Genomic DNA, 26,066 nt, shown 5'->3' with positions numbered 1-26,066 from the left:
TATAATCAGCCGACATGGAAGAGAGGCATCCCCGGTGGGGTGGCTGGTCTTCAAAACCAGAGGGGGCCGCCAGCGGTCCCGGGTGGGTTCGACTCCCATTCTCTTCCGCCAGTTTTCCTGCTCGCCAAACCAGCGATACCCGCAATAAAAAAACCCGCACACCTGCGGGTTTTGCTGTATTGGTTACCGGAAAATCCTGGCCTGGCGTTTGGACTCCTCAAGCAGCCATCCCCTTCAGTGCGCGGCGATAGTACTCAAGATAAACGCTGTAAAGATGATGCAGCACGCTGGCACTGCGACGTCCTGATTTGGACAGACATGCTTGCCGGGCAGCATTCAGCTCGCGCAACTCATACGGCATCAGCACGATCTCATCGCGGGACTGGAAAACCGAGTAGGCCGATTTCAGATTCTCAATAGCATGCTGAATCAACCTGGCTTCCGGTGAATGCACATTTACATACAGCACATGAAATGCCTTGAGCAAGGCAATCATCTGGATGATCCGGTCACCGTCCGCCTTGCCTGAACAAAGATCTGCACAGCAGGAAGTCAAATTCTGTTTGATGTTTACCATGTTGCCACACTGACCTTCACTGACTATTACCGGATGTCATGCTGCAGTTGGCATCATGATTTCACCCGGATTCACCACCTTATCCAAAACACCCAAGCAGCGGGTAGAAGAATGCATGCCTGCCGCTACGGCGGATGGCTGCCCTAACATGCATAAGCTGCCAAGGATAACACTGTTACCCGGCTTGCCAAGTGAGCGCAGCAAAGCAAAACCGCAGTAATACACAAGTCATTACATATAAGTCATAACAAGTTAGAAATACCAATCCAATTTAACTAAACAAACTAGCAGTCACCTTCCTGGCCGGAATGTGCCAGCCCCCGCTCGTGGTATTGCAAATCAGGGTTCTTTCAACGCTTTCATCATCTTGCGGCCCGCTTCCATAACAAATTATAAAAGCCCATCCGGGTTCGGCGATAAGATAACTATTCCAGCAACACCAGAAACAACAGCTTGCCAGCCTGGAGTGAGCACGTTATGCCAGCACACAGCGGGAAAACACCTTGAATCACGCCACTGCACACATCGGCCTCAGCCCGGAGGCGCTATCACCGATGCCAATCAGAACTTCCTTAACACCATGGGCTGGATCACCCGCCAGGCCAAGCGCGTTGTCGCGGCGGTAAGTCGCGGTGCCGACATCAAAAACCAGTAAAACCAGCGTCATCCCTGACGCACAAGGGTAAATCCGAATTGGCAGCAACAGCATGGACATTATCTAATGCAGGCTGAACCCTGCTCCTGCCTGTCGGAGGCCCCGCGCACCATGAAAATCGGCCTGTTCATTCCCTGCTTCATCAACGAACTGTTTCCCCATGTGGCCATGGCCACGCTCGAACTGCTGGAAAGCCTGGGTTGCGAGGTGGACTATCCGCTGCAGCAATCCTGCTGTGGTCAGCCGCTGGCCAATAACGGCGACAGCAAGGGCGCTTGTGATGCTGCCAAGCGCTTTACCGATGTCTTTCACCAGTATGACTACGTTGTTGCCCCCTCTGGCAGCTGCGTCTCCCATGTAACGCACCACTACGATTGGTATATCCCCGACAACCGCGACTATCAGCAGCTCAAGCCCAAGGTGTATGAAATCATCGAATTTCTGCAGGATGTGCTGAAAGTGGAAAAGCTGCCCAAGCCGGTTTACTTCCCGCACAAGGTATCCATCCACCAGAGCTGCCACGGCCTGCGCGAGCTGCACCACGCCAGCCCGTCCGAACTGATGATGCCCTACCACTCGCGACTGGAAGACATCCTCAAACTGGTTGATGGCGTGGAAGTGCTGCTGCCGGAACGCCGTGACGAATGCTGCGGCTTTGGTGGCACCTTCTGTGTTGACGAGCCGGAGCTATCCACCGCCATGGGCGAGGACCGCATTGCCCAGCATGAGGCCACCGGCGCGGAATATATCGTGGGCGCAGATCCTTCCTGTCTGATGCACATGGGCGGCATCATTCGCCATCAAGGCAAGCAGATCCGCCCGCTGCACATCGTGGAAATCCTCACCGGTCGGGGAGAACGCGCATGAAGGACGACAGCGTAAAACACCCGCAGGCAGCGGCAGAATTTCTCAAGGACCGCGCCCAGGCCAAATGGCACGACAGCGCCATCTGGTGGGTGCGGCAAAAGCGCGATGCCCAAGCCAAGCAACTGCCGGAATGGGAAGAACTGCGCCAGCTGGCCCGCGAGATCAAGGTACATACCCTGTCGCAGCTGGACGATTACCTGGCCCAGTTTGAAGCCAATGCACAGAAAAACGGCGTAACCGTACACTGGGCTGCCGATGCCGATGAGCACAACCGCATCGTGCACAGCATTCTGGCGGCGCGACAGGTAAAAAAGCTGGTCAAGTCCAAGTCCATGCTGACCGAAGAGTGCGGGCTGAACCCCTATCTGGAACAGCGTGGCATCGAGGTGGTGGATACCGACCTGGGCGAGCGCATCGTGCAATTGCGTCACGAAGCCCCCAGCCACATCGTGATGCCAGCCATCCACCTGAAGAAAGAGCAGATTTCCGAGCTTTTCCATAAAGAACTGGGTACCGAAGCCGGTAATAACGACCCCACCTACCTCACCCACGCGGCACGGGCCAATCTGCGCGAGCACTTTCTGACGGCAGATGCCGGTCTGACCGGGGTGAATTTTGCCATCGCCGAAACCGGTGGCGTCGTAGTGTGTACCAACGAAGGCAATGCCGACCTGGGCACCAGCCTGCCGCCCATTCACATTGCCAGCATGGGGCTGGAAAAAATCATCCCTAAACTGGAACACTTGGGCGTGTTTACCCGCCTGTTGGCACGTTCGGCCATCGGCTCGCCGGTAACCACCTACACCTCGCATTTCCATCAGGCCCGGCCCGGTGGCGAGATGCACATCGTCATCGTCGACAATGGCCGTAGCGACATCCTGGGCAATGAAGATTTCTACCAGAGCCTGCGCTGCATCCGTTGTGGTGCCTGCATGAACACCTGCCCGGTATACCGCCGCAGCAGCGGCTTCAGCTATAGCTACATCATTCCCGGCCCCATCGGCTCCACCCTGGGCCCCAGCCGTGACATGAAAAAACACGGCAGCATGGCTTTTGCCTGCAGTACTTGCGGCTCCTGTTCCAATGTCTGCCCGGTCAAGATCAATCTGCACGAGCAACTGGTACTGCATCGCAAGAAGGCTTTTGAGCAGAACCTGCTGCCCACCAGCAAGAAAATGGGCTTGCTGGCCATGCGTTTTCTCACCCAGCACCCGGCGCTGTTCGACCTAGGGGGCAAGGTGATGCGCAAGGTGGTACCCATCATTCCGGAAAGCCTTACCCGCCATAGCGCCTGGAGCCGCGCAGGCCGCGATCTTCCGCCCATGCCGACTCAAAGCTTCAAGGAGCTGTACCTGCAGCGCAATCAAGACAAGAAGGACAAGGAGGGCAAGCAATGAGCGCCCGTGACAGCATACTGGCCCGCATCCGCCAGAACCGGCCGCAAGCATCAGCCTTGCCGGATATCCATGCCGTGCCGTTTATCCGCTACGACAACCAGTTTGAGGCATTTGCCACACTCATCCGCAATCTGGGTGGCGACGCAGTCCAGTTACAGGATGGTCAGAGCGTGGCCGATGTCGTGGCTGCGCGTTGGCCGGATGCAGGCCGCACGGTTGATCTGACCGTGGCGCAGCACGAAGAGGTGGATGATCCTCACGCCTGGCATGATGTCGATGTTGCCATCGTGCCCGGCCAGCTGGCCGTGGCAGAAAACGCTACGGTCTGGGTCAGCCACCCGGACAACCGTTTTCGCTCCATCTATTTTCTCACCCAGAAGCTGGTACTGGTGGTGCCACGTGACGCCATGGTGGACACCATGCGCGATGCCTATGCCCGTATCGACATGGCAGAGCACGGCTTTGGTGCCTTTATCTCCGGCTCGTCCCGCACTGCGGATATCGAGCAGAGCCTGGTCATGGGGGCCCATGGTGCCATGGCAGCGCTGGTGATCTTTGTTTAGTTGTACGCATGGAGCATTGCTTCCTTGGGGCCCCTTACGGGGCCTTTTTTCTGCCCGTCATTTCTGCCCGTCATTTCTAGCGAGCATGAAAAAACCGCCGGTCTGATGACGGGCGGTTTTCAGCTGGCAAGAGCCAGTGCTTAGCGGTTGGCTTCCACCTTGTAGCGCGGCGGCAGCAGCAGCGCCGGAACCTCGCGCTGTGCCTTGCGACTGCGGCGGCTGCCTGCGGTTGGGTTGATGGTTTTCAGGCCTTCACCCGATTTGCCCACCATCAGGGCAGACGCTGGCAAGGACATCGGATCACGCAGGGATTCGCGCGGGGTGGAGCGCACCGGGCTGCTGCGGCCTTCGCGGCTCGCTTCGCGCGCGCCTTCACGACCGTAGTCTCGTCCACCATCGCCACGCGAAGACTCGCGACGCGGCGCGGCTTCTTCACGCGGGGCGGCTGCGCCCGGCTGGAAGCCTTCTACCACCTGCGGCGTCAGTGTCTGGCGCGTCAGTTTTTCAATGGCCTCGTGCTGGCGGGTTTCCGCCGGACTCATCAGCGAAATGGCAATACCGCTGGCACCGGCACGGCCAGTACGACCGATACGGTGCACATAGTCTTCCGGCGAATTAGGCAGCTCGTAATTCACCACGAAAGGCAGTTCGGTAATATCCAGACCGCGCGCTGCCACATCGGTGGCCACCAGCACGCGCAGGCTGCCTTCCTTGAAGGAGGACAGGATTTCCAGGCGCGAGGCCTGTGCCTTGTCACCATGGATGGCTTCTGCCACCAGGCCATCACGCTTGAGGTCACGGGCCAGTTGGTCGGCACTGAGTTTGGTCTTGCAAAATACAATGACCTGGCTCATGTCGCGGGTCTTGATCAGATGGCTCAGCAGATGACGCTTGCGACCGGCATCCACCGAATACACCAACTGTTCCACTTGCTCGTTGGTGGCGTTCTGACGGGCAACTTCAACCGTCTGCGGGTCTTTCATGAAGTCCGCAGCCAAGCGCTTGATTTCTGTGGCAAAGGTCGCCGAGAACAGCAGGGTCTGCCGCTCCTTGGGCAACATGCTCATGATCTTGCGGATATCCTGGATGAAGCCCATGTCCAGCATACGGTCGGCTTCATCCAGCACCAGCACTTCCACCTTGTTCAGCTGGATGGTTTTTTGCTGGATATGGTCAAGCAGACGGCCCGGGGTGGCGATGACGATTTCCATGCCACGGCGCAGCTCGGCTGTTTGCGGGTCCATATTCATGCCGCCAAACACGGTGGTGGCACGCAGCGGCAAATACTTGGTATAGGTTTTTACATTCACGCCAATCTGGTCGGCCAGCTCACGCGTGGGCGACAACACCAGTGCGCGCACCGGATGCATGGCTGGCGATACGCTGGTATTAGCAAATTTCTTCATGCGCTCCAGGATGGGCAGCATGAAAGCGGCAGTCTTGCCAGTGCCGGTTTGTGCGGCCGCCAGCAGATCGCGACCGGACAATACCAGCGGAATGGCCTTGGCCTGGATGGGGGTAGGTTCGGAATAACCTTGTTCTTCAATGGCACGAAGAATCTCGGGCGACAGCCCGAGTTCGGAAAACAGCATGTGTGTGCTCCTGCAATTCGGTTGGGCGATGTCATCGCAGCATGCGACGCATCCCCTTGTTCATGAACATGGCCTAGCCCAAATGGCAACGCCGCCCATCAGGGGCGGCGGTTAGCAGGCATCAGGCCATGTGGTTGGCGACACTGAGCAACAGGACGACAAACAGCCATAGCAAGGCTGAACGCCAGACCAGTCCGACGGCACTTTTCAGAAAGGCCGGATCTGCCTCGTCACCCAGGCCCAGTTCGGGCCGGAATTTGATGGTGTAATCCTGTCTGAGCGGATCGCCCAGCCTGACCCCCAGCGCACCGGCCGCCGAGGCCAGAAGAATGCCGTTGGCGTAGTTGCCCCAGGTTCTTGCCTGCGAGCGCCAACAGTAAACAGCATCTTCAAAATCGCCCATGACTGCGAAACTGGCGGCAGTAAGACGTACCGGCAGCCAATCCAGCCAAGCGGCGGCACTGCCGGCAAAGCGGCCAAAACGGTCTTCCTCCGCCTGACGACTTCCCCACTTCTGTCCCAGCATACTGCACAGACGGTACAGCAAGGCACCGGACGGTCCCGGCAACAGCACAAACCAGAACATGGTGCCAAACACATGGCGGTAGCTATCTACCACACCTTGCTCGATTGCCAGCCGGGAAATCTCGCTCACTGACAGTTCGGCAGCAGGCTGACCAGTCCAGCGCGACAGCGCGATCCGTGCGTCCAGATCACGTCCTTCCGCCAGCGCCAGCGAAATCTCGGAAAAAGCGCTGGAGAAATGGCGAAAGCCCATGGTGAGGTAAAGCACCAGCACATTCCACAGGATGGCCAGCAGCGGGTTGGCTGCATAAAGGGCGTAGTACACCCCCAGGCTTAGCAGCACGGGTGGCAGGATGGCCAGCATCCACGCAAACACGCCGTGCCGGTTGGCACCGGCATTCAGGTTGCGTTCCAGGTGGTTGGCATAGCGGGTAAACACATGCCATACGCGGTTGCGGTTGCCCAAGGGGCGCAGCTGTTCAAGTGCCAGCGCAAATATCAAGGAAATCAGGGTCATCAGATTATGGATGGTGGTTTGCTCAGGCCCAGTGGCGAAGATACCACAAAGGGACAGGTACGCCCACCACATCGCATGTACTGCGCGACATGTCAGGGGAAATGCGGATCAGGCAGAACCGAGAAAACGACGTCCGCCAACCGGCTGCGGCTGCTGGCCACCACGATCGTAACTCAGGGTGGCGGCCGCCGCCTGGCGCAGCACGGCCAGTGACTCTTCCACCTGTCCCAGTTGCTGTTCGATGAAGCTGCCATTGAGCTGATTGATACCCTGTGCGCGGTGGATCAGGTCTTCCAGCGCCAGCCAGGCCTGACGTTCTTCAGGCTTGTCAGCCAGCCAGATATAAACGGTATCGCTGTCGGAAAGACCAAACGACTTCATCAGCCGGGCACGATTCTGGGAGTGCACAGCTAACTCATCCAGCACCTTGCTTTTGCTGTCAGCCAAATCTTCCAGCAGATGCACCTGACCTGCGATCATCACCTGCTGCTCCTGCTGCAGCAGTTCCACCAGCCGGGCCACTTGCGTGGCTTCGGCACGGCACAGTTCGGCAAAACCTTGTTCTTGCGTCATCGCAGCGTGACCATCGTGCCGTTAATTACTGGTTCAGCAGCTCTTGCGTGGACGCAATCAGGCTATCAGCAATTTTTTCCGGATTAACCGAGAAGGTGCCGGATGCAATGGCATTCTTGATGGCATCCACTTTGGCAGCATCAAAAGCCGGGGCCGTGTCTGCCTGCGCTTCCAGCGCACTGATACTGCTGGCCAGCGGATTGATTTTCACGCTATCGGTCGGGGTTGATCCGACACCAGCAGCCTGCGTGCCGGCATCACGCCGGGCCAGCTTGCTCTGGCTGGCGTAGGCACCAACAGCACTACCCGAGTTGTCGATTTTCATGGCGGGACCTTCCAAACTAGCTAGGGGTTTCTCTATTATCGGCTGAAAAAGCAAACTCTTGAAATATTTATCAATAACTCAGACTAACCGTACCATCCGGCTGTACCACGCCACGGATCACCCGTCCGCTGCTCAAACGCACCGATACGGCATCGCCCACCGCAGCATTGCCATTGGCTACGCCTTCGGATAACACGCGAAAACCATCGCCCCCGGCCTCAACCTTGACCGGCTGACCAGCCCTTACCAGGTATGGCGCATGCACCATGAAGTTACGTAGCCAGCTTCCAGCCGGAGCCCCGCTGCGCATGCTCTGTCCAATCGCCAGATCAAGACTGGTAATCACATTGCGCGCCATGGCCGGGTTGGCCACATCCACCAGCTTGACGTCCCCTGCTTGCAACACTTCGCCGGCGCTAACCGAACGGGTCAGCACCACACCCAGTTGTTTCTCGTTGATGCTGACTGGCAGACGTATGCTCCAGCCGCTATCCGGGCAGGCCAGTATCAGTGCGGTATTGCCGCTGGTCTGTGCAGTGTTGGACCAATCGACCCTGGGATTCTGACAGGCGGGAAGCACCAGACGGCGATCCAGCTTACCCAGTTTGTAGCTGGCCTGACGATGGCTCACCTCTTGCTGCATGAACCGGTCGGCCAGTTTTTCCAGCACGCTCATGTCCTGGTTGCCCGCCGCCAGTACCAGACCGGGCAACAGCCAGGCCAGAATCAGATAAAGAAATTTCATCCTGTTATTGTATCCGCTACGTTTACGCATGCGTACCGGAATGCAGTTATCCGGCCGGGTGTGGTAGCTGCCTGCTGGCGAGCACAGCATTCAGAGCTGAATATCGCCCAACAGTTGCCTGCATCCATAAAAAAACAGGCCCTGTTGAGCCTGTTTTGTCCTGACTACACGATGTCCGATGCGATCAGCCGGCCAGTGTGGCTTCCACAAAGGCTTTGACCTTGGCGGCATCGGCCTCAAACACCACCACTTTTTGCGGCAGGTCTTCCAGGCCATCAAAACCAGCAGGGCGCGGCGGATCACGGTCCAGCGCTTCGCGAATGGTATCGGCAAACTTGGCGGGCAGCGCGGTTTCCAGGCAGACCACGGTTTCGCCCGGCAGGCGCAGTTCGCGCGCCACCTTGATACCGTCGGCGGTATGGGTGTCCACCACCACGCCATCGCTGGCATCCAGTGCACGGATGGTGGCCAGACGGTCGGCATGGCTGCTCTTGCCGGAAACAAAACCAAACTTTGCCGTGGCCTCGCTCAGCTTGGCCGACAGATCAAAGCCCTTGCCTGCGTCCACATCTGCCCACAATGCTTTCACAGCGGCACCGTCACGGCCCATCAGATCGAACACGAAGCGCTCGAAGTTGGATGCCTTGGAGATGTCCATCGACGGGCTGGAGGTGACATAGGTATTGGCCGTGCCGCGCGGACGGTAAGCGCCGGTGCGGAAAAATTCGTCCAGCACGTCGTTTTCGTTGGTGGCTACAATCAGGCGCTGCACTGGCAGGCCCATCTGGCGGGCGATATGGCCAGCACAGACATTACCGAAGTTACCGGACGGCACGCAGAAGCTGACTTGTTCTTCATTGCTGCTGGTGGCGTTGAAGTAGCCCTTGAAGTAGTACACCACCTGCGCCACCACACGGGCCCAGTTGATAGAGTTGACGGTGCCGATCTGGTACTTGGCCTTGAAGGCGTGATCGTTCTGCACCGCTTTCACGATGTCCTGACAGTCGTCAAACATGCCCTTGATGGCGATGTTGTGAATGTTGACATCTTGCAGGCTGAACATCTGTGCGCGCTGGAAGGGGCTCATCAGGCCATCCGGGCTGAGCATGAACACGCTGATGCCCTGCTTGCCACGCATGGCATATTCCGCCGCGCTGCCGGTGTCCCCGGAGGTGGCACCCAGAATATTCAGCGACTGGCCTTTTTTGGCCAGCACGTATTCGAACAGATTACCCAGCAACTGCATGGCCATGTCCTTGAAGGCCAGCGTCGGGCCGTTGGACAGTTCCAGAATCACCAGGCCGTCGGACAGGCGCTTGACCGGGGTGATGGCCTCGCTGCCAAACACCGCCGCAGTGTAAGTGCGGCTGACGATGTCCTTGAGGTCGGCCTCAGGAATATCAGTGGCGAACAGGCGGATGATTTCAAACGCCAGCTCGGCATAAGACAGACCACGCCAGGCGTCCAGCTGGCTGCGGCTGATTTGCGGATAGCTTTCCGGCAGCGCCAGGCCGCCGTCCGGGGCCAGGCCCATGAGCAGGATGTCGCTGAAACTTTGCGGCTGCATGCCGCCACGTGTGCTGATGTACTTCATGTGATGTGATTCAACCTGTACGAATGCAGAAGACGATGCAAGAAGGATGGCCACGGACTGATGTGCGTCAATCGGCGGCACTGGCCTCCAGATGATGACCGCAAGCAGCGGAGGCTTCGGCCAGGCGCTTTTTGCCGCGCGGGTCGTCCTTGCGGATCTGGCCGGTCAGCACCCCCATCACCTCTTCCGAGGTAAAGGTATTGGCCAGATGTTCACTGGCACACTGACAGTATTTCTGAACCTGGGTATCCGAGCGCTCGCTAGCCCCATCGGAGGCTGGCGTGCGCTTGATACAGCCACGCATCAAAAAACCCTGTAGCAGATTATGCTGACCCGGTGTCAGTGGTGTTGCGTGCAGGGCCGATGCAGTCAATGCACAGGCCATGCCCACTCCATTCATCCAGTACCTTGCCATTTGCAGCCATCCTGTCACCACCCCGCATCCAGGCGCGGGGGTGGCAACTGCTTTAGTCGTTGAGTTCTTCCATGCGCAGGCGCACCACCTTGCCCGATACGCTTTCCAGCGCTTCGATGGCGGCAATGGCTGCATTGATGGAGCGTTCCTGCACACGATGGGTGAGGATTACCACTTCAGCATTGCCCTCGCTGGCCGAACCCTTCTGGATCAGCGCCTCGATGGAAATGCCGTTTTCTGCCAGCAGGCCGGTGATATTGGCCAGCACGCCGGCGCGATCGGCAGCACCGATGCGCAGGTAGTAAGAGCTGTAAACCTCATCAATCGGCAGGATGGGCAGATTTTTCAGTTGATCCGGCTGGAAGGCCAGATGCGGCACGCGATGTTCCGGGTCTGCGGTCAGCAGGCGGGTAACATCGACAATATCAGCCACCACGGAAGAGGCGGTGGGCAGTGCGCCGGCGCCAGCACCGTAGTACAGGGTCTGGCCGACGGCATCGCCCTTGGCCAGCACGGCGTTCATCACGCCGTTGACGTTGGCGATCAGCTGGCTTTCCGGAATCAGCGTCGGGTGCACGCGCAGTTCCACGCCGGCATCGGTACGACGGGTAAAGCCCAGCAGCTTGACGCGGTAGCCCAGTTCTTCGGCGTACTTGATGTCGCGGCCATCCAGTTTGCTGATGCCTTCCAGATAACAGCTGTCAAACTGCATCGGGATACCAAAGGCCAGCGCGGCCATGATGGTGAGCTTGTGACCGGCGTCGTGGCCTTCGATGTCGAAGGTGGGGTCGGCTTCGGCATAGCCCAGGCGTTGGGCTTCGCCCAGCACGTCGGCAAAGCTGGCACCCTTGTCGCGCATTTCGGTCAGGATGAAGTTGGAAGTGCCGTTGATGATGCCGGCAATCCACTCGATGCGGTTGGCCGACAGGCCTTCACGCAGCGCCTTGATGATGGGAATGCCACCGGCTACGGCAGCTTCGAAGGCCACCATCACGCCCTTTTCCTGGGCGCGGGCAAAGATTTCATTGCCATGCACGGCCAGCAGCTTCTTGTTGGCGGTTACCACGTGCTTGCCGTTTTCGATGGCCTTGAGCACCAGTTCCTTGGCCACGGTGTCGCCACCGATCAGCTCGACCACGATGTCGACTTCCGGATCGTTGACCACGGCAAAGGCATCGGCGACCAATTTGACCTCATCGCCCACCAGCTCGCGTGCCAGCTCCAGATTGCGGCGCGAGGCAATGGTCAGCCGGATTTCGCGGCCAGCACGGCGGGCGATTTCCTCAGCATTGCGCTTGAGTACGGTGGCGACACCGCCACCGACTGTCCCCACGCCCATCAGGCCAATATTGATCGGCTTCATTACATTCTCCATGTCTGTCTCTAGTGTTTTGTCCCGGGCCGACGGCCTCTTGGCAAAACGGCGCGTGCCGGCTTGCCAGGAGGTCTTCAGGTTGATGACTCAGCCGACGGATGTGGTACGTCGGCTGAATCAAGCATCAGGCAGTACCGTGACGCTGACGGTAACGCTCCAGGAAGCGGGCGATGCGGCCTATCGCTTCGATCAGGTCATCCGAGTTAGGAAGGAATACCACGCGGAAGTGATCCGGCGCAATCCAGTTAAACCCGCTGCCCTGCACCAGCAACACTTTTTCTTCCTGCAGCAGTTCCAGGATGAACTGCTGGTCGTCGCTGATGGGATAGATCTTGGGGTCCAGTCGCGGGAACAGGTACAGCGCCCCTTGCGGCTTGACGCAAGTCACCCCCGGAATGTCGGTGAGCAGCTTGTGCGCCAGGTCGCGCTGGCGGGCCAGGCGGCCACTGGGGGCCACCAGGTCGTCAATGCTCTGATAGCCGCCCAAGGCAGTCTGGATGGCAAACTGCGCCGGCACGTTGGCACACAGGCGCATCGAGGCCAGCATGTTCAGGCCTTCGATGTAGTCACGCGCGTGTTTTTTCTCGCCGCACAGAATCATCCAGCCGGCGCGGTAGCCACAGGCACGGTAGTTCTTGGACAAACCGTTAAAGGTGACCACCAGCAGGTCCGGCGCCAGCGAGGCGATGGAGGTGTGCTTGACCTCGTCGTACAGCACCTTGTCGTAGATCTCGTCGGCATAGATGATCAACTGGTGCTGGCGCGCCAGATCGACAATTTGCTGCAACAAGGCCGGCGGATACACCGCGCCGGTGGGGTTGTTGGGGTTGATCACCACGATGGCGCGGGTGTTGGGGGTAATCTTGGCGCGGATGTCGTCGATGCTGGGGAACCAGCCCTGCTCTTCGTCACAGACATAATGCAGCGCCTTGCCACCGGCCAGGCTGACCGCCGCCGTCCACAGCGGATAGTCCGGTGCGGGCACCAGCACTTCGTCACCATTGTCCAGCAGCGCCTGCATGGCCATCACGATCAGCTCGGACACGCCGTTGCCGATGATGATGTCGTCCATGCTGACATTGGGCAGCTGTTTTTCCTGCGCGTAGTGCATGATGGACTTGCGCGCGGCGAACAGGCCCTTGGAATCGGAATAGCCGGAAGCGGATGGCAGGTTGACGATGACGTCTTCGATGATTTCATCCGGCGCAAAAAAACCGAATGGAGCCGGGTTGCCGATATTCAGCTTGATGATGCGATGGCCTTCGTCTTCCATCTTCTTGGCATGCTCAAGCACCGGGCCACGGATGTCGTAGCAGACATTGGCGAGCTTCTGCGATTTGTGTACTGGCTGCATGGTGGCCTGTTTTTCCGTCACGGACCGCGCCCCGGCTACGGCGGTATGCTGGCGGCGGCGCGGCTTGTTGTCTTTCATTGGAGTCCCTTGTCTGTCCCGGCCACGGGCAAAGCGTGCCACCGTGGCTGGTCAGGGTATAATCCTATCCCAAACCGTGTTGCACTGCATGACGGCGTGCAGCCCTGACCGGCAAGGCCGCAACAAGCTAGGTCAGCACCCCATCATTCCCTGCAGGAAATCGACTCCATGAAAATGCATCAGGCCCTGGGACTGGGCAAAAACCTGTTTACCGGCTACGGCGAAGGCCATGTGCTGATCAATGCCGAACGCCATGATGGCAACCTGATTGTCACCCCGGACAGCGTGCAGTCCTGGGGCGTGGCCGACTTTGCCAGCCTGGCCGAACCGCATTTCAGCATGCTGCTGGATTTGCAGCCGGAGGTGGTACTGTTTGGTTCTGGCGCCAGCCTGCGCTTTTTCCACCCGCGCCTGATGTCGGCGCTGACCAATGCCGGCATTGGCGTGGATGTGATGGATACCCAAGCGGCATGTCGTACTTTCAATATCCTGATGGCGGAAGACCGCCGGGTGATTGCCGCCATTCTGGCTATCTGAACGCGTTACGTCATAGACAAAGCCCCGCGCTGCGGGGCTTTTGCTTGTGTCGGGCCATTGCTCCGCTTCAGGCAGCGGCAGCTTTCTCGCCACCAAACTCTTCAAACGCCTGCAGGGCTTCGGCAGCCGTCATCAGCGACGGGCCACCGCCCATGTACACCGCCACTTGCAGCATTTCCATAAACTCGGCACGGGTACAGCCCAGCTCTACCAGCGCCTTGCTATGAAAAGCCAGACAGCCCTGGCAACGGTTGGCAATGCCGATGGCCAGGGCAATCAGCTCCTTGGTTTTGTTGGACAGCGCACCATCGGCATGGGCCGCACGGCTCATCTGGCCAAAGCCCTTCATGGTGTCAGGAATTTCGCGACGGAATTCAGCCAGCTTGCTGCCCAGCTCCTGGGCCAAACCCGTGTAGTCGTGACTCATTACTTTCTCCTTCCAGATTAAATTCATTTTTATATTATATATTTTTATATATTGAATCAAGCCTGGATAGTGGCTTGTTACAGAAAAAAACCTGCATGGTAATCTGCAGCATCGCATCGACAGCAAGGACCTGCCGTGTCCCACTCCAACAATGAGCTGGCTGATTACGACCACGTGCGCCAATGGGCAATGCAGTCGCTGTTCCAACACATGGATGACAGCTACCAGGGCACGGTGATTGTGGACGATCAGGCACGCATCATCTGGATCAATGCGCGCTATGCCGAGCGCTTTGGCTTTGCCGACCCCGCCGCCGCACTGGGGCAGCCGGTGGAAAGCGTCATTCCCAACAGCCAGATGCGCGAGGTACTGAAAACCGGCGTGCCGATGCTGCTGGACATCATGGCCACCGGCAAAGACCAGCTGGTAGTCACCCGTTTGCCGCTGAAAGACAGCAGCGGCAAGATCATCGGTGCCGTCGGCTTTGCCTTGTTCGACCAGATCCAATCACTGGCACCGCTGGTGGCCAAATTCACCCGCATGGGCGAAGAGCTGGCCGCCACGCGCGAATCGCTGGCACAGGCCCGCCGGGCCAAATACAGCTTTGACGACTTTGTCGGCCACAGCCGACAAATCACGGAAGTCAAACGCCAGGCCATGCTGGCAGCACCATTGGAAGGGGCAGTACTGCTGCTGGGCGAAACCGGCAGTGGCAAGGAAGTGCTGGCCCATGCCATTCATGCTGCGTCACCGCGCGCCGGCAAGCCGCTGGTCAGCCTGAATATGGCGGCCATTCCCGACACTCTGCTGGAAGCCGAGCTGTTTGGTGCCAGCGCCAGTGCCTATACCGGTGCGGATAAAAAGGGCCGCATCGGCAAACTACAGCTGGCCGATGGCGGTACGCTGTTTCTGGATGAAATCGGCGACATGCCGGCCAGCTTGCAGGCCAAGCTGCTGCGCGTGCTGCAGGACAAGGAGTTCGAGCAACTGGGTGCCAACCGGGTGCTGCGCGCCGATATCCGCGTCATTGCCGCCACCTCGGCCCAGCTGGAAGAAAAAGTGGCTGCCGGCAGTTTCCGTGCCGACCTGTATTACCGGCTGAATGTGCTGACCATCCGCCTGCCTGCCTTGCGGGAACACCTGCAGGATCTGCCCGAGCTGGCGGAATCGCTGCTGGAACAATTGGCCAGACATGGCCATGTCACCCGTCGCCAGATCAGCCATGCCGCGCTACAGCGCCTGGCCGCTTACGACTGGCCGGGCAATGTGCGCGAACTGCGCAATATCCTGGAGCGGGCCAGCATGCTCGGCCAGGGCAACCTGCTGAACGATACCGACATCAATGCCCTGCTGGGTGTACCAAACAAGCCGGTACTCACCCCCGGGGCAGACTATCAGCAGCAAATGGCCAGCTTCGAGGCACAACTGCTGCGCCAGGCGCTGCAGCAGGCCAATGGCCATGTGCCCACTGCGGCGCGCCAGCTGGGCATGGGACGCGCCACGCTGTACAAGAAACTGGCGGCGCGGGGGATTGTCCCTGGCCAGTCCTGAATATGGTCTGATCTTTCTGCATTAACGTCTCCAGACAGAGACTGCGTCTACAAATCGAGACACCCCTCCCCAGCGTGCAATCACAAGCCTTCTGGCGTGATTGCACGCATTTTTGCTGTCTCAAAATCGAGACGGCAAATCACCACAGCCCGCACAAATCACTGCAAGTTGTTGATTTAAAACAGCCATAAACACTGGCATGCTTCCTGCTGTTATATCTGCACCGACATGGGGCAAATCCATGATCGCCAGGCCTCATGCAGGCCATACAACAACAGAGGAGATACACCATGAGTTTCATCGTGGTTTTGCTGGCATTGTTTTTTCTGATGCTGGCCGCCTATCGCGGCTACAGCGTCATCCTGATGGCACCACTGGCAGCACTGGGCGCAGTGCTGCTGACCGACCCCTCCGCCGTGGCTCCCGCCTTCAGTGGCCTGTTCATGGACAAGATGGTGGGCTTCATCAAGCTGTACTTCCCGGTGTTTCTGCTGGGTTCGGTCTTCGGCAAACTGGTGGAACTATCCGGCTTTTCCAAGTCCATCGTCGCCGCCGTCATCCGCTTTATTGGTGAAAAGCGCGCCATTGCCGTCATCGTGGCGGTGTGTGCATTGCTAACCTATGGCGGGGTATCGCTGTTTGTGGTGGTGTTTGCCGTCTATCCCTTTGCCGCCGAACTGTTCCGCCAGAGCAACATCCCCAAGCGGCTGATTCCCGGCACCGTGGCCCTGGGTGCATTTTCCTTCACCATGGATGCGCTGCCTGGCACGCCGCAAATCCAGAACATCATCCCCACCACCTTTTTCAAAACCACCGCCTGGGCGGCTCCGGCACTGGGTATTTGCGGTGCGGTGTTCATCACCCTGGTGGGGCTGGCGTATCTGGAATGGCGTCGCCGCAGCCTGATGGCACGCGGTGAGGGCTACGGCACCGATTTGCGCAACGAGCCGGAACATGTCGACACCAGCAGTCTGCCATCGCCCTGGCTGGCTATTGCTCCCTTGCTGCTGATCGGTATCAGCAACTTCGCCTTTACCCGCTGGATTCCCGCTTGGTATGGCAGCAGCCACGACTTGCATCTGGCCGGCATGGCCAAGCCGGTCACCACGCAGATCTCCACCGTCACCGCCATCTGGTCGGTGGAAGCCGCCTTGCTGCTGGGCATTGCCTTTGTCGCACTCACCGCCTGGCCCGCCATCCGCGAGAAATTTGCCGAAGGCAGCAAAGGGGCGATTGCCGGCGCCATGCTGGCGGCTATGAACACTGCCTCGGAATACGGCTTTGGCGCGGTGATTGCCGCCCTGCCCGGCTTCATGGTGATTGGCCATGCACTGCAAAGCATTCCCAACCCGCTGGTGAATGCGGCGGTCACCGTCAGCACGCTGGCTGGCGTCACCGGCTCCGCCTCTGGCGGCATGAGCATTGCGCTGGCCGCCATGGGCGAGCAGTTCATCAGCGCCTGCCAGGCGGCAGGTATTCCGCTGGAAGTGCTGCACCGCGTAGTAGCCATGGCCAGCGGTGGCATGGATACCCTGCCGCATAACGGCGCGGTAATCACCCTGCTGGCAGTGACCGGCCTGACCCACCGCGAGGCTTACCGCGATATTTTTGCCGTCACCATGATCAAGACGCTGGCCGTGTTCTTTGTGATTACCGTGTTCTACCTCACCGGTCTGGTTTAAACCCATCCCTCACACCGGCCCTGCCCTGCGCGGGGCCAGACAGGACATTCATCATGACAACACTGGCAGGAAAGACCGCACTGGTCACCGGCTCCACCAGCGGCATCGGCCTGGGCATGGCCCGGGCACTGGCCGAGGCCGGGGCCAATATTGTGCTCAACGGCTTTGGCGATGTTGCAGCAGCACTAGCCCAGATTCGCACGACCGGCGTGCAGGCCTGGCATCATCCGGCAGACTTGTCCGACCCGGCCCAGATTGACGCGCTATGCGCCTTTGCCGCGCACGAAACCGGCGGCGTGGACATTCTGGTGAACAATGCCGGCATCCAGCATGTGGCCCCGATTGAATCATTTCCGCCTGCGCAGTGGGACAAGGTGCTGGCCATCAATCTGAGCGCGGTGTTCCACACCAGCCGCTTACTGCTGCCCACCATGCGCCAGCGCGGCTGGGGCCGCATCATCAATATCGCCTCTACTCACGGCCTGGTGGCCTCCACCGGCAAGGCCGCCTATGTGGCCGCCAAGCATGGCGTACTGGGCCTCACCAAGACGGTCGCCCTGGAGACTGCCCATAGCGCGATTACCTGCAATGCCATCTGCCCCGGCTGGGTGCTGACCCCGCTGGTGGCACAGCAGATTGCCGAGCGCGCCACCAGCCAGGGCATTAGCCAGCAGCAAGCCCAGCACGACTTGCTGGCGGAAAAACAGCCATCCGGCCAATTCGTCACCCCCGCCCAGTTGGGTGCGCTGGCGGTGTTTTTGTGCAGCCCGGCTGCAGATGAGGTACGCGGTGCCGCCTGGGCCATGGATGGCGGCTGGACCGCTCAATAAGCGACGCAAGCAAGGACAATGCAATGAACAAGCTTTACCCGGACGCCGCCAGCGCACTGGCTGACATCGTAGCCGACGGCCAGACCATTGCCGTGGGCGGTTTCGGCCTGTGCGGCATTCCCGAAGCGCTGATTGCCGCACTGCGCGACAGCGGCGTGACGCAATTGACCGCCATTTCCAATAATGCCGGCGTGGATGGCTTTGGCCTGGGCCAACTGCTGCAAACCCGACAGATCCGCAAAATGGTGTCGTCCTATGTGGGCGAAAACAAGGAATTCGAACGCCAGTATCTCAGTGGTGAACTGGAGCTGGAATTCACCCCGCAAGGCACGCTGGCGGAAAAGCTGCGTGCCGCCGGCAGCGGCATTCCCGCCTTCTTCACCCGTACCGGCTACGGCACGCTGGTGGCAGAAGGCAAGGAAGTGCGCGAGTTTAACGGCCACCCGCATATTCTGGAGCAGGCCTTGTTTGCCGATATTGCCCTGGTCAAAGCCTGGAAGGCTGACCGTGCTGGCAATCTGGTGTATCGCCGCACCGCACGCAATTTCAACCCCAATGTGGCCATGGCCGGGCGCATCACCGTAGCCGAAGTGGAAGAGATCGTGGAAAACGGCATGTTGGACCCGGATGCCATCCATACCCCCGGCATTTTTGTGCAACGACTGGTAGTCAATCCCCATCCCGAAAAACGCATCGAACAACGCACCGTGCGTGCGGCAGAACCAACGGAGGTGTAAGCATGGCGTGGACGCGTGAACAGATGGCCGCCCGTGCGGCACAAGAATTGCAAGACGGCTTTTATGTGAATCTGGGCATCGGCCTGCCCACGCTGGTGGCCAACCATGTGCCAGCCGGCATGGAGGTGTGGCTGCAATCGGAAAACGGCCTGCTGGGCATTGGCCCGTTTCCGATTGACGATGCAGTGGATGCCGACCTGATCAACGCCGGCAAGCAAACCATCACCACCCTGCCCGGTTCGGCCATTTTCAGTTCAGCCGATTCTTTTGGCATGATTCGTGGCGGCAAGATCAACCTTGCCATCCTGGGTGCCATGCAAGTGAGCCAGCATGGCGACCTGGCCAACTGGATGATTCCCGGCAAGATGGTGAAGGGCATGGGCGGGGCGATGGACCTGGTGGCCGGTGTCGGCAAGGTGGTGGTGCTGATGGAGCACACCGCCAAAAAGAAAGACGGCAGCGAGGAAGCCAAGCTGCTGGAGCGCTGCACCCTGCCCTTGACCGGCGTGGGCGTGGTCAGTCTGATCATCACCGACCTGGGCGTCATTCGGGTGGAGGCCGACGGCCTGCATCTGCAAGAGCTGGCACCGGGCGTAAGCGTGGAGGACATCTGTGCCCGTACCGCAGCACCGCTGCACTCGGGCTTGCGACACCGGGCCAGCGAAGCGGCTATCGCCAGCTAACCCCGCACCGTCCCATGAAAAAAGCACGCGCTGCCCGGCAGACGCGTGCTTTTTTTCCTGCTGCCAATGACTACAGCAAGGACTTGGCCAGCAAAGCCGTCAGCAGAATGGCAATCAGCGTCAGCAGAAAGTTCTGCCGCTTCTGTTCACGCATCAAATGCATATACCCCTCCACCAGCAGGTCGCTCTTGGCGGCCGACAGCGCTTCGTTCAGCTTGCGCGGCAAGGTGGGCAAGGTGGTGGCCCATTGCGGCGCCTCTTGCTTGAGGGTGCGCAACATGCCGCGCCAGCCCATCTGCTCGTTCATCCACTTGGTAAGGAAGGGCTTGGCGGTATCCCACAAGTCCAGATTCGGATCCAGCTGGCGGCCCAAACCCTCGATATTGAGCAGGGTTTTCTGCAACAGCACCAGCTGTGGCTGGATTTCCACATTGAAGCGACGGCTGGTTTCAAACAGGCGCAGCAGCACCAGGCCAAAGGAAATCTCCGACAGCGGCTTTTCAAAAATCGGTTCGCATACCGTGCGTACCGCCGCTTCCAGTTCCTCGGCGCGGGTATTTTTGGGCACCCAGCCGGATTCAATATGCGCAGTGGCCACGCGGTGGTAATCGCGATTGAAGAAGGCGAGGAAGTTGACCGCCAGATAATGCTTGTCCTCGTCGGTGAGGCTGCCGACGATGCCGAAGTCCAGCGCGATATAACGGCCATCTTCGGCCACAAAGATATTGCCCGGATGCATGTCTGCATGGAAAAAGCCGTGGCGGAATACCTGGGTGAAGAAGATTTCCACCCCAAAGCGCGACAGCTTGCTCAAATCCACACCCTGTTCGCGCAGGCGCTCGATCTGCCCCACCGGCGTGCCGTGCATCCACTCCAGCGTCAGCACCTGACGGTTGCTGTAGTCGTAAAATACTTCCGGCACGATCAGCATGTCCGAGCCGATGAAATTGCGGCGCAGCTGCGAGGCATTGGCGGCCTCGTGCATCATGTCCAGCTCGTCATGCAGGTATTTGTCGAACTCGGCCACCACCTCGCGCGGCTTCAAGCGCTTGCCGTCGATGAAGAAACGCTCTACCCAGCGGGCCAGCGTGGACATCAAGGCCAGATCCTGCTCGATCACCGGCTGAATGCCGGGGCGCAATACCTTCACCGCCACTTCACGGCCACGGCTGCCATCCGGCTGTTTCAGCCAGGCCTTGTGCACCTGCGCCACCGAGGCGCTGGCCACCGGCGTGATATCAAAATCCACATACAGGTTTTCTACCGGCTGGCCAAAGCTCTGCTCGATCACCTGTCGCGCCAGTGCACCATCAAACGGTGGCACCCGGTCTTGCAGCAGCGCCATTTCATCGGCGTAATCCGGTGGCAGCAAATCGCGCCGGGTGGACAGCACCTGGCCGAATTTGACGAAAATCGGCCCCAGGCTTTCCAGCGCCAGCCGCACTCGCGTTGGCAGCGGGGCACTGACATCGCGCCGTACCGGACACAGTTTCAGCAGGCTATGCACAAAGCCCAGCCGCGAATGACCTTCGAAAAAGTCGTCCAGACCATAACGGTACAGGGTGGAAACAATCTTGAAAAAACGCGAAATCCGCATAATGACGGGCTTGACCCTTATTCCTTTGGTTCCGACAACGCGGCTTCCAGCCGCTGCAATCGTTTTTCGCTGCGTGCCACATCATCACGCAAGCTATCTACCGCGCCAACATAGCGGCCAACAGCTTGCCGACTGGCCAACAACGGTGCCTCTTCCCGCAAGTGCTCTATCCAGTTTTCCAGCAGACGCCAGGCAATTTCACCCTTAAAGCCCAAGGAGGCACGGGCCACACCTTGCAGACGATTGGCCGCCACATCTCCCATCACGCGCGACAGGTCTTCGCCCGCATCCCAGCGCAGACGCGCCAGCAAGCGGCCCACCGCACTCCCCAGTTCGGCATCGCCCTCCAGCACCACATCGCGCAAGGCCGGGTCACGTCCGCTGACAGCGGCCAGTGCCGCCGCATGGCTCAGGCGGATGGTGGCCTCTGGCTCACCAGCACAGGCAGCCAGCCAGCCCTGGTCATTAATGACCCCGCGCACGGTCAGCGGTGGCAAGACAATGCCAATGCGCCGGCCAGCATGTACGGCCAGTTCGGCCCGCACTGCCGGCTGCTGGTTGAGCAGATGATTGAATACCGCAATCTGGATGCGCATCGTGTGTTCTCCGGAGGGATACCGGCTCAGTGTTTCAGCCGGGCAAACAAGAGATTGATACCCAGCAGGATGAATAGGCCGCCGCACAGCTGATCCAGCCGCTGCGCCACCCCCTTGTGACGCAGCCAGTCACCCAGCCGCGCCGACAACAAGGCCAGCGCCGCACACCAGGCCAGACCGGTGGCGACAAAAGTCAGCCCCAAAATCACAAAGGACAGTGCCGTGGCACCCGGCTTGACGAACTGCGGCAGGAAGGCAAGGAAAAACAGCGCCACCTTGGGGTTGAACAGATTGGTGAAAAAAGCCTCACGCAGGATTTTCCCCGGACGTGCCACTTCCAGCCGGGCGGCATCACCAGCCACGCTGCTGCCGGGTTTGCGTAGCATCTTCACCCCCAGGTACAGCAAATAGCCCGCGCCCAGCAGCTTTACTGCCAGAAAGGCCATGGCCGAGGTGGCCAGCAGCGCCGACAGGCCAAAAGCCGCCAGCAGGGTATGGCCCAGGCTGCCCAGGCCAATGCCCAGCGCCGACAACAGCCCTACCTTGCTGCCCTGTGCCGTGCTGCGGCCCAGAATGTAAAAGGTATCCGGGCCGGGCGTCAGGTTAAGCAACAAGCCTGCCGCCATGAAGGCCCACAGATTGGTGATGCCGTCCATTTAGTTTTCCTTAGAGCCAGTTCAGAGTCTCGCGAGCTAGAGCGAGACAAGGCGAAAACGGCTGAGGAAGCGGAGTTTACATAGAGTAAATGAGCATTCCGAAGTCGTTTTTAACGCGGTATCGCCCCAGATTTAACTAACACAGCAGGCTATGGACAGGCTCTTAGAGTTTGTAGCCCTTGTGCAGCGCTACCACGCCGCCGGTCATATTGTGGTAGTCCACCTTGCCGAAACCGGCTTCCAGCATCATGGCCTTCAGGGTTTCCTGATCCGGATGCATGCGGATGGATTCGGCCAGGTACTGGTAGCTGTCGGCATCGCCAGCCACCATTTTGCCCATCACCGGCAGCGCCTTGAAGGAATAGAAGTCATAGAAGGGCGACAGCGGTTTCCACACTTTGGAAAACTCCAGCACCATCAGCTTGCCGCCCGGCTTGAGCACGCGGCACATTTCCTTCAGTGCGGCGTCTTTGTGGGTCATGTTGCGCAGGCCAAAGGCCACCGACACGGCGTCGAAATAATTGTCCGGAAACGGCAGTTTTTCGGCATCGGCCAGCGAAACCGGCAGGATCAGGCCTTCGTCCAGCAGGCGGTCGCGGCCCACGGTCAGCATGGAGCTGTTGATGTCGGTCAGCCACACTTCGCCCTTCTTGCCCACGCGCTTGCTCCAGCCGCGTGCCAGGTCGCCAGTGCCACCGGCGATGTCCAGCACCTTGTCGCCGGGCTTGACGCCGGAGGTGGTGAGGGTGAAATGCTTCCACACGCGATGCAGGCCACCGGACATCAGGTCGTTCATCACGTCGTACTTCTTGGCGACAGAGTGGAAAACCTCAGCTACCTTGCCGGCCTTTTCACTCTCGGCCACCGTTTTGAAGCCAAAATGCGTATCTTGATCCATATTCACTCCCTGCTCGCGCCTGCGGCGGCGAGGCGATTCAAATAATCCTGCCAGTACGCGGTCTGCTGCATACCCAGCTCGTAAAGGTAAGACCAGCTATAAAGGCCACTATCATGGCCGTCATCAAAGGTGATTTTCAGGGCGTAATGGCCTACCGGCTCCAGCGCGGTAATCGCCACCTGCCGCTTGCCCACCTGCAATACCTCCTGCCCGGCACCATGGCCACGCACTTCGGCAGAGGGCGAATACACGCGCAAATATTCGGCCGGCAGCTGAAAACGGGCACCGTCTTCATAGCTGATCTCCAGCGTGCGGGACACTGCATGCAAGGTAATTTCCTGCACCTGCGGGCTATCGGGAGTCATTCCTGCCATGTCTGCCTCTTCAAATGAGAAAGGGCATCAGCCCTGTTCGTCCTTGCGCTCCAGCAGCATGGCATCGCCATAGCTGAAGAAACGGTATTCATGTTGCACCGCATGCGCATAAGCGGCGCGCATTTCCGTATAGCCGGCAAAGGCCGACACCAGCATCAGCAGTGTCGATTTAGGCAGGTGGAAATTGGTCAGCAGGCGGTCCACCACGCGGAAGCGATAACCCGGCGTGATAAAGATGTCGGTTTCACCCCGCCCAGCCACCAGCTCACCGCTACGGGCGGCGGATTCCAGCGCGCGCATGCTGGTGGTGCCAACGGCCAGCACCTTGCTGCCACGGGCATGGGCGGCCTGGATCAGATCATAAGTACGTTGCGGCACATCGTAGATTTCGCTGTGCATCTTGTGATCGGCAATATTATCCACCCGCACCGGCTGGAAAGTGCCCGCGCCCACATGCAGGGTGACATAGGCCAGTTCCACGCCTTTGGACTGCAGGATATCCAGCATGTCTTCGGTAAAGTGCAGACCGGCAGTCGGTGCCGCTACCGCGCCTTTTTCGCGCGCATACACGGTTTGGTAGCGCTCGTCGTCTTCACCCTCTGCCGTTCTCTCTATATAGGGAGGCAGCGGCAGCTTGCCGGAGGCCTCCAGAATGTCGAACAGATTGTCCTCGGCCAGAAAGCGCAGCTTGAACAGCTCGCCCTCACGCCCCAGCATTTCGGCTTCCCAGCGCTCGGCAAAAATCAGCCGGGTACCGGGCTTGGGCGACTTGGAGGAACGGACATGGGCCAGCGCGGTGTGTTCGTCCAGCACGCGTTCGATCAAGGCTTCAATCTTGCCGCCGCTGGCCTTTTCACCAAACAGTCTGGCCTTGATCACGCGGGTATCGTTGAACACCATCACGTCGCCGGGGGCCAGCAGGCTGGCAATATCGGCAAACTGGCCATCCGTGAGGCTGGTGCCGGCAACGTGCAGCAAACGGCTGGCACCACGCACGGCGGGCGGGTGCTGGGCAATCAGGTGATCGGGCAGGTGGTAATCAAAATCAGACAGCAGCATGGTGTGAAGCTCGAATCAAAACCGGCAAATTATACCTGCGACCGCAGGCACCGGCACGGACTTGTTCGGAATTGCGCAGAATTTGAGCTTGATCAAGGGCCAGTAGCAAGAAACTGTAAAAAATTTGCCACCGTTTAAAATGCGGTTCACTGTAGTGCATTCGCTCGAAATGGCGGGCTTTCCAGGTAAATAAACTGGCCTGAACAAAAATCAAACAACCGTTTGAAATACTGGAAAAGCTAGACATCGTGTCGCCATTTGCGGCAAACTCGCGCCCATGTTGAACTCAGGAGCAAAGCTTTGACCGGAAAAATCCTTGTGCTGCACGGCCCCAATCTCAATCTGCTTGGAACACGGGAACCACAGCATTATGGCCGGGATACGCTAGCCTCCATCAACCAGCGCCTGACCGAGCAGGCCAATGCCGCCGGTTTCGAGCTAGAGGCGTTGCAAAGCAACGCCGAACACCTCTTGATTGAGCGCGTTCATGCCTGCATGACAGACGGAACGTCGTTCATCATCATCAATCCAGCGGCCTTTACCCACACCAGCGTTGCCCTGCGCGATGCCATTTCGGGGGTGAAGGTGCCATTCATAGAAGTTCACCTGTCCAACGTCCACGCCCGCGAACCCTTCCGCCAGCATTCGTATTTTTCGGATCTGGCAGTCGGCGTGATTTGCGGCCTGGGTGCCCAGGGCTATGAACTGGCACTTGCGCACGCCATCCGGCGTCTGTCCGCGCAAGCCTGAGCATAATAAAGTACATCCCATCCGAAGGATTACCATGGATCTGCGTAAACTGAAGAAACTGATCGATCTCGTCGAAGAATCCGGCATTGCCGAACTCGAAGTGACCGAAGGGGAAGAAAAAGTCCGCATCACCCGCGTATCGGCCAACGCCCAGATTGCCTACGCCCAACCGATGATGCAGATGCCGATGCAACCGCAAATGGCCGCACCGGCAGCCGCTGCCCCGGTCGCCGCAGAAGCCCCGGCCGCCGCCAACAACGCCAATGCACTGAAGTCGCCGATGGTTGGCACTTTCTACCGCTCCGCCAGCCCGGGTTCCAAGCCCTTCGTGGAAGTAGGCCAGAGCGTGAATGCCGGTGATACCCTGTGCATCATCGAAGCCATGAAGCTGATGAACGAGATTGAAGCCGACCGTTCCGGCGTGGTGAAGGCCGTACTGGCCGAAGACGGCCAGCCGGTTGAATACGGCGAGCCGCTGTTCATCATCGAGTAATTCTCTCTGCCTCGCTAATAGACGCCAGAGATGACAGGGGCACG

Annotated in this window: 30 protein-coding genes and 1 tRNA gene; 12 read left to right on the top strand and 19 right to left on the bottom strand. The window is 59.1% G+C overall.

Annotated features, from left to right (window positions below; genetic code table 11):
• Nucleotides 1-16: 16 nt before the first annotated feature.
• A tRNA-Sec gene (locus ACODR9_RS17850) sits at nucleotides 17-111 on the top strand.
• Between the two features lie 106 nt (nucleotides 112-217).
• Here the strand turns inward: ACODR9_RS17850 and ACODR9_RS17845 are convergent.
• Nucleotides 218-496 (bottom strand): hypothetical protein, encoded by a 279-nt coding sequence (locus ACODR9_RS17845; RefSeq protein WP_488810879.1) that lies wholly within the window; start codon nucleotides 494-496, stop codon nucleotides 218-220.
• A 589-nt stretch (nucleotides 497-1,085) separates the two neighbouring features.
• On the bottom strand, nucleotides 1,086-1,292 hold the full coding sequence (locus ACODR9_RS17840) for a hypothetical protein (protein ID WP_488810877.1): 207 nt from the start codon (nucleotides 1,290-1,292) through the stop codon (nucleotides 1,086-1,088).
• Between the two features lie 6 nt (nucleotides 1,293-1,298).
• Between ACODR9_RS17840 and ACODR9_RS17835 the strand changes: the two genes are divergently transcribed.
• From ACODR9_RS17835 to ACODR9_RS17825, 3 genes are read left to right on the top strand one after another with little or no spacing between them, the layout of a single operon-like run.
• Nucleotides 1,299-2,099, top strand: a complete 801-nt coding sequence (locus tag ACODR9_RS17835; protein ID WP_488810875.1) for a (Fe-S)-binding protein — start codon at nucleotides 1,299-1,301, stop codon at nucleotides 2,097-2,099.
• Nucleotides 2,096-3,496, top strand: coding sequence for a lactate utilization protein B (locus ACODR9_RS17830; protein ID WP_488810873.1), 1,401 nt, complete (start codon nucleotides 2,096-2,098; stop codon nucleotides 3,494-3,496). Before ACODR9_RS17835 ends, ACODR9_RS17830 begins: the two co-directional genes overlap by 4 nt.
• The gene (locus ACODR9_RS17825; RefSeq protein ID WP_488810872.1) at nucleotides 3,493-4,059 is read left to right on the top strand and encodes a LutC/YkgG family protein; all 567 of its coding nucleotides are present in this window, start codon (nucleotides 3,493-3,495) and stop codon (nucleotides 4,057-4,059) included. The genes ACODR9_RS17830 and ACODR9_RS17825 overlap by 4 nt, the downstream gene beginning before the upstream one ends.
• A 140-nt stretch (nucleotides 4,060-4,199) precedes the next feature.
• On the opposite strand, the gene ACODR9_RS17820 is transcribed toward ACODR9_RS17825, so the two are convergent.
• The 9 genes from ACODR9_RS17820 to ACODR9_RS17780 all read right to left on the bottom strand — a co-directional run bounded on the left by ACODR9_RS17820 (nucleotide 4,200) and on the right by ACODR9_RS17780 (nucleotide 13,074).
• Nucleotides 4,200-5,651, bottom strand: coding sequence for a DEAD/DEAH box helicase (locus tag ACODR9_RS17820; protein WP_488810870.1), 1,452 nt, complete (start codon nucleotides 5,649-5,651; stop codon nucleotides 4,200-4,202).
• A 121-nt stretch (nucleotides 5,652-5,772) separates the two neighbouring features.
• Nucleotides 5,773-6,693 carry a CobD/CbiB family protein gene (locus ACODR9_RS17815; protein WP_488810868.1) on the bottom strand — a complete coding sequence of 307 codons (921 nt, stop codon included), beginning with the start codon at nucleotides 6,691-6,693 and terminating at the stop codon, nucleotides 5,773-5,775.
• Nucleotides 6,694-6,801: 108 nt separating this feature from the next.
• Nucleotides 6,802-7,266, bottom strand: a complete 465-nt coding sequence (locus ACODR9_RS17810; RefSeq protein WP_488810866.1) for a flagella synthesis protein FlgN — start codon at nucleotides 7,264-7,266, stop codon at nucleotides 6,802-6,804.
• Nucleotides 7,267-7,291: 25 nt separating this feature from the next.
• Nucleotides 7,292-7,591 carry a flagellar biosynthesis anti-sigma factor FlgM gene (gene flgM / locus ACODR9_RS17805; RefSeq protein WP_488810864.1) on the bottom strand — a complete coding sequence of 100 codons (300 nt, stop codon included), beginning with the start codon at nucleotides 7,589-7,591 and terminating at the stop codon, nucleotides 7,292-7,294.
• Nucleotides 7,592-7,661: 70 nt separating this feature from the next.
• Nucleotides 7,662-8,336 (bottom strand): flagellar basal body P-ring formation chaperone FlgA, encoded by a 675-nt coding sequence (flgA, locus tag ACODR9_RS17800; protein WP_488810862.1) that lies wholly within the window; start codon nucleotides 8,334-8,336, stop codon nucleotides 7,662-7,664.
• 184 nt (nucleotides 8,337-8,520) lie between these two features.
• A complete protein-coding gene (gene thrC / locus ACODR9_RS17795) occupies nucleotides 8,521-9,930 on the bottom strand; it encodes a threonine synthase (RefSeq protein WP_488810860.1) in 1,410 nt (469 codons plus the stop codon).
• A gap of 67 nt (nucleotides 9,931-9,997) precedes the next feature.
• The gene (locus ACODR9_RS17790) at nucleotides 9,998-10,345 is read right to left on the bottom strand and encodes a hypothetical protein (protein WP_488810858.1); all 348 of its coding nucleotides are present in this window, start codon (nucleotides 10,343-10,345) and stop codon (nucleotides 9,998-10,000) included.
• Nucleotides 10,346-10,397: 52 nt separating this feature from the next.
• The gene (locus tag ACODR9_RS17785; RefSeq protein ID WP_488810856.1) at nucleotides 10,398-11,708 is read right to left on the bottom strand and encodes a homoserine dehydrogenase; all 1,311 of its coding nucleotides are present in this window, start codon (nucleotides 11,706-11,708) and stop codon (nucleotides 10,398-10,400) included.
• A 136-nt stretch (nucleotides 11,709-11,844) separates the two neighbouring features.
• On the bottom strand, nucleotides 11,845-13,074 hold the full coding sequence (locus ACODR9_RS17780; RefSeq protein WP_488810923.1) for a pyridoxal phosphate-dependent aminotransferase: 1,230 nt from the start codon (nucleotides 13,072-13,074) through the stop codon (nucleotides 11,845-11,847).
• A 246-nt stretch (nucleotides 13,075-13,320) separates the two neighbouring features.
• Here ACODR9_RS17780 and ACODR9_RS17775 point away from each other — a divergent pair, with 246 nt between their 5' ends.
• Nucleotides 13,321-13,689, top strand: coding sequence for an Mth938-like domain-containing protein (locus ACODR9_RS17775; RefSeq protein WP_488810854.1), 369 nt, complete (start codon nucleotides 13,321-13,323; stop codon nucleotides 13,687-13,689).
• A 67-nt stretch (nucleotides 13,690-13,756) separates the two neighbouring features.
• Here the strand turns inward: ACODR9_RS17775 and ACODR9_RS17770 are convergent, their stop codons facing one another.
• Nucleotides 13,757-14,116 (bottom strand): carboxymuconolactone decarboxylase family protein, encoded by a 360-nt coding sequence (locus ACODR9_RS17770; RefSeq protein ID WP_488810852.1) that lies wholly within the window; start codon nucleotides 14,114-14,116, stop codon nucleotides 13,757-13,759.
• Between the two features lie 135 nt (nucleotides 14,117-14,251).
• On the opposite strand from ACODR9_RS17770, the gene ACODR9_RS17765 reads away from it, so the two are divergent.
• The 5 genes from ACODR9_RS17765 to ACODR9_RS17745 all read left to right on the top strand — a co-directional run bounded on the left by ACODR9_RS17765 (nucleotide 14,252) and on the right by ACODR9_RS17745 (nucleotide 19,599).
• Complete coding sequence (locus tag ACODR9_RS17765; RefSeq protein WP_488810850.1) at nucleotides 14,252-15,667, top strand: sigma-54 interaction domain-containing protein; 1,416 nt, start codon at nucleotides 14,252-14,254, stop codon at nucleotides 15,665-15,667.
• Between the two features lie 290 nt (nucleotides 15,668-15,957).
• Nucleotides 15,958-17,349 carry a GntP family permease gene (locus ACODR9_RS17760; RefSeq protein ID WP_488810848.1) on the top strand — a complete coding sequence of 464 codons (1,392 nt, stop codon included), beginning with the start codon at nucleotides 15,958-15,960 and terminating at the stop codon, nucleotides 17,347-17,349.
• Between the two features lie 53 nt (nucleotides 17,350-17,402).
• Nucleotides 17,403-18,179, top strand: a complete 777-nt coding sequence (locus tag ACODR9_RS17755; RefSeq protein WP_488810846.1) for a 3-hydroxybutyrate dehydrogenase — start codon at nucleotides 17,403-17,405, stop codon at nucleotides 18,177-18,179.
• A gap of 23 nt (nucleotides 18,180-18,202) precedes the next feature.
• Nucleotides 18,203-18,916, top strand: a complete 714-nt coding sequence (locus ACODR9_RS17750) for a CoA transferase subunit A (RefSeq protein WP_488810844.1) — start codon at nucleotides 18,203-18,205, stop codon at nucleotides 18,914-18,916.
• Nucleotides 18,917-18,918: 2 nt separating this feature from the next.
• A complete protein-coding gene (locus ACODR9_RS17745; RefSeq protein ID WP_488810842.1) occupies nucleotides 18,919-19,599 on the top strand; it encodes a CoA transferase subunit B in 681 nt (226 codons plus the stop codon).
• Between the two features lie 70 nt (nucleotides 19,600-19,669).
• On the opposite strand, the gene ubiB is transcribed toward ACODR9_RS17745, so the two are convergent.
• The 7 genes from ubiB to ACODR9_RS17710 all read right to left on the bottom strand — a co-directional run bounded on the left by ubiB (nucleotide 19,670) and on the right by ACODR9_RS17710 (nucleotide 25,026).
• Nucleotides 19,670-21,196 carry a ubiquinone biosynthesis regulatory protein kinase UbiB gene (ubiB, locus tag ACODR9_RS17740; protein WP_488810840.1) on the bottom strand — a complete coding sequence of 509 codons (1,527 nt, stop codon included), beginning with the start codon at nucleotides 21,194-21,196 and terminating at the stop codon, nucleotides 19,670-19,672.
• 17 nt (nucleotides 21,197-21,213) lie between these two features.
• Nucleotides 21,214-21,792, bottom strand: coding sequence for a ubiquinone biosynthesis accessory factor UbiJ (locus ACODR9_RS17735; protein WP_488810838.1), 579 nt, complete (start codon nucleotides 21,790-21,792; stop codon nucleotides 21,214-21,216).
• A gap of 26 nt (nucleotides 21,793-21,818) precedes the next feature.
• Nucleotides 21,819-22,448 carry a LysE family translocator gene (locus ACODR9_RS17730; RefSeq protein ID WP_488810836.1) on the bottom strand — a complete coding sequence of 210 codons (630 nt, stop codon included), beginning with the start codon at nucleotides 22,446-22,448 and terminating at the stop codon, nucleotides 21,819-21,821.
• Between the two features lie 163 nt (nucleotides 22,449-22,611).
• Complete coding sequence (ubiE, locus tag ACODR9_RS17725; RefSeq protein WP_488810834.1) at nucleotides 22,612-23,346, bottom strand: bifunctional demethylmenaquinone methyltransferase/2-methoxy-6-polyprenyl-1,4-benzoquinol methylase UbiE; 735 nt, start codon at nucleotides 23,344-23,346, stop codon at nucleotides 22,612-22,614.
• Nucleotides 23,347-23,348: 2 nt separating this feature from the next.
• Nucleotides 23,349-23,720 carry a gamma-butyrobetaine hydroxylase family protein gene (locus ACODR9_RS17720; RefSeq protein ID WP_488810832.1) on the bottom strand — a complete coding sequence of 124 codons (372 nt, stop codon included), beginning with the start codon at nucleotides 23,718-23,720 and terminating at the stop codon, nucleotides 23,349-23,351.
• Between the two features lie 27 nt (nucleotides 23,721-23,747).
• Nucleotides 23,748-24,779: a tRNA preQ1(34) S-adenosylmethionine ribosyltransferase-isomerase QueA gene (queA, locus tag ACODR9_RS17715; protein WP_488810830.1), complete on the bottom strand. Its 1,032-nt coding sequence runs from the start codon at nucleotides 24,777-24,779 to the stop codon at nucleotides 23,748-23,750.
• Entirely contained in the window at nucleotides 24,766-25,026 is a 261-nt protein-coding gene (locus tag ACODR9_RS17710) for a hypothetical protein (RefSeq protein WP_488810828.1), read from the bottom strand. The genes queA and ACODR9_RS17710 overlap by 14 nt, the downstream gene beginning before the upstream one ends.
• A gap of 53 nt (nucleotides 25,027-25,079) precedes the next feature.
• On the opposite strand from ACODR9_RS17710, the gene aroQ reads away from it, so the two are divergent.
• Both aroQ and accB read left to right on the top strand, forming a co-directional pair.
• Complete coding sequence (gene aroQ / locus ACODR9_RS17705; RefSeq protein WP_488810826.1) at nucleotides 25,080-25,529, top strand: type II 3-dehydroquinate dehydratase; 450 nt, start codon at nucleotides 25,080-25,082, stop codon at nucleotides 25,527-25,529.
• 34 nt (nucleotides 25,530-25,563) lie between these two features.
• A complete protein-coding gene (gene accB / locus ACODR9_RS17700) occupies nucleotides 25,564-26,022 on the top strand; it encodes an acetyl-CoA carboxylase biotin carboxyl carrier protein (RefSeq protein ID WP_488810824.1) in 459 nt (152 codons plus the stop codon).
• Nucleotides 26,023-26,066: the final 44 nt, after the last annotated feature.

The sequence above is a fragment of the Aquitalea sp. FG25 genome (genome assembly GCF_057809375.1).
Note: the sequence above shows the minus strand (reverse complement) of the source record. Positions and strands in the feature narration are given on the sequence as shown.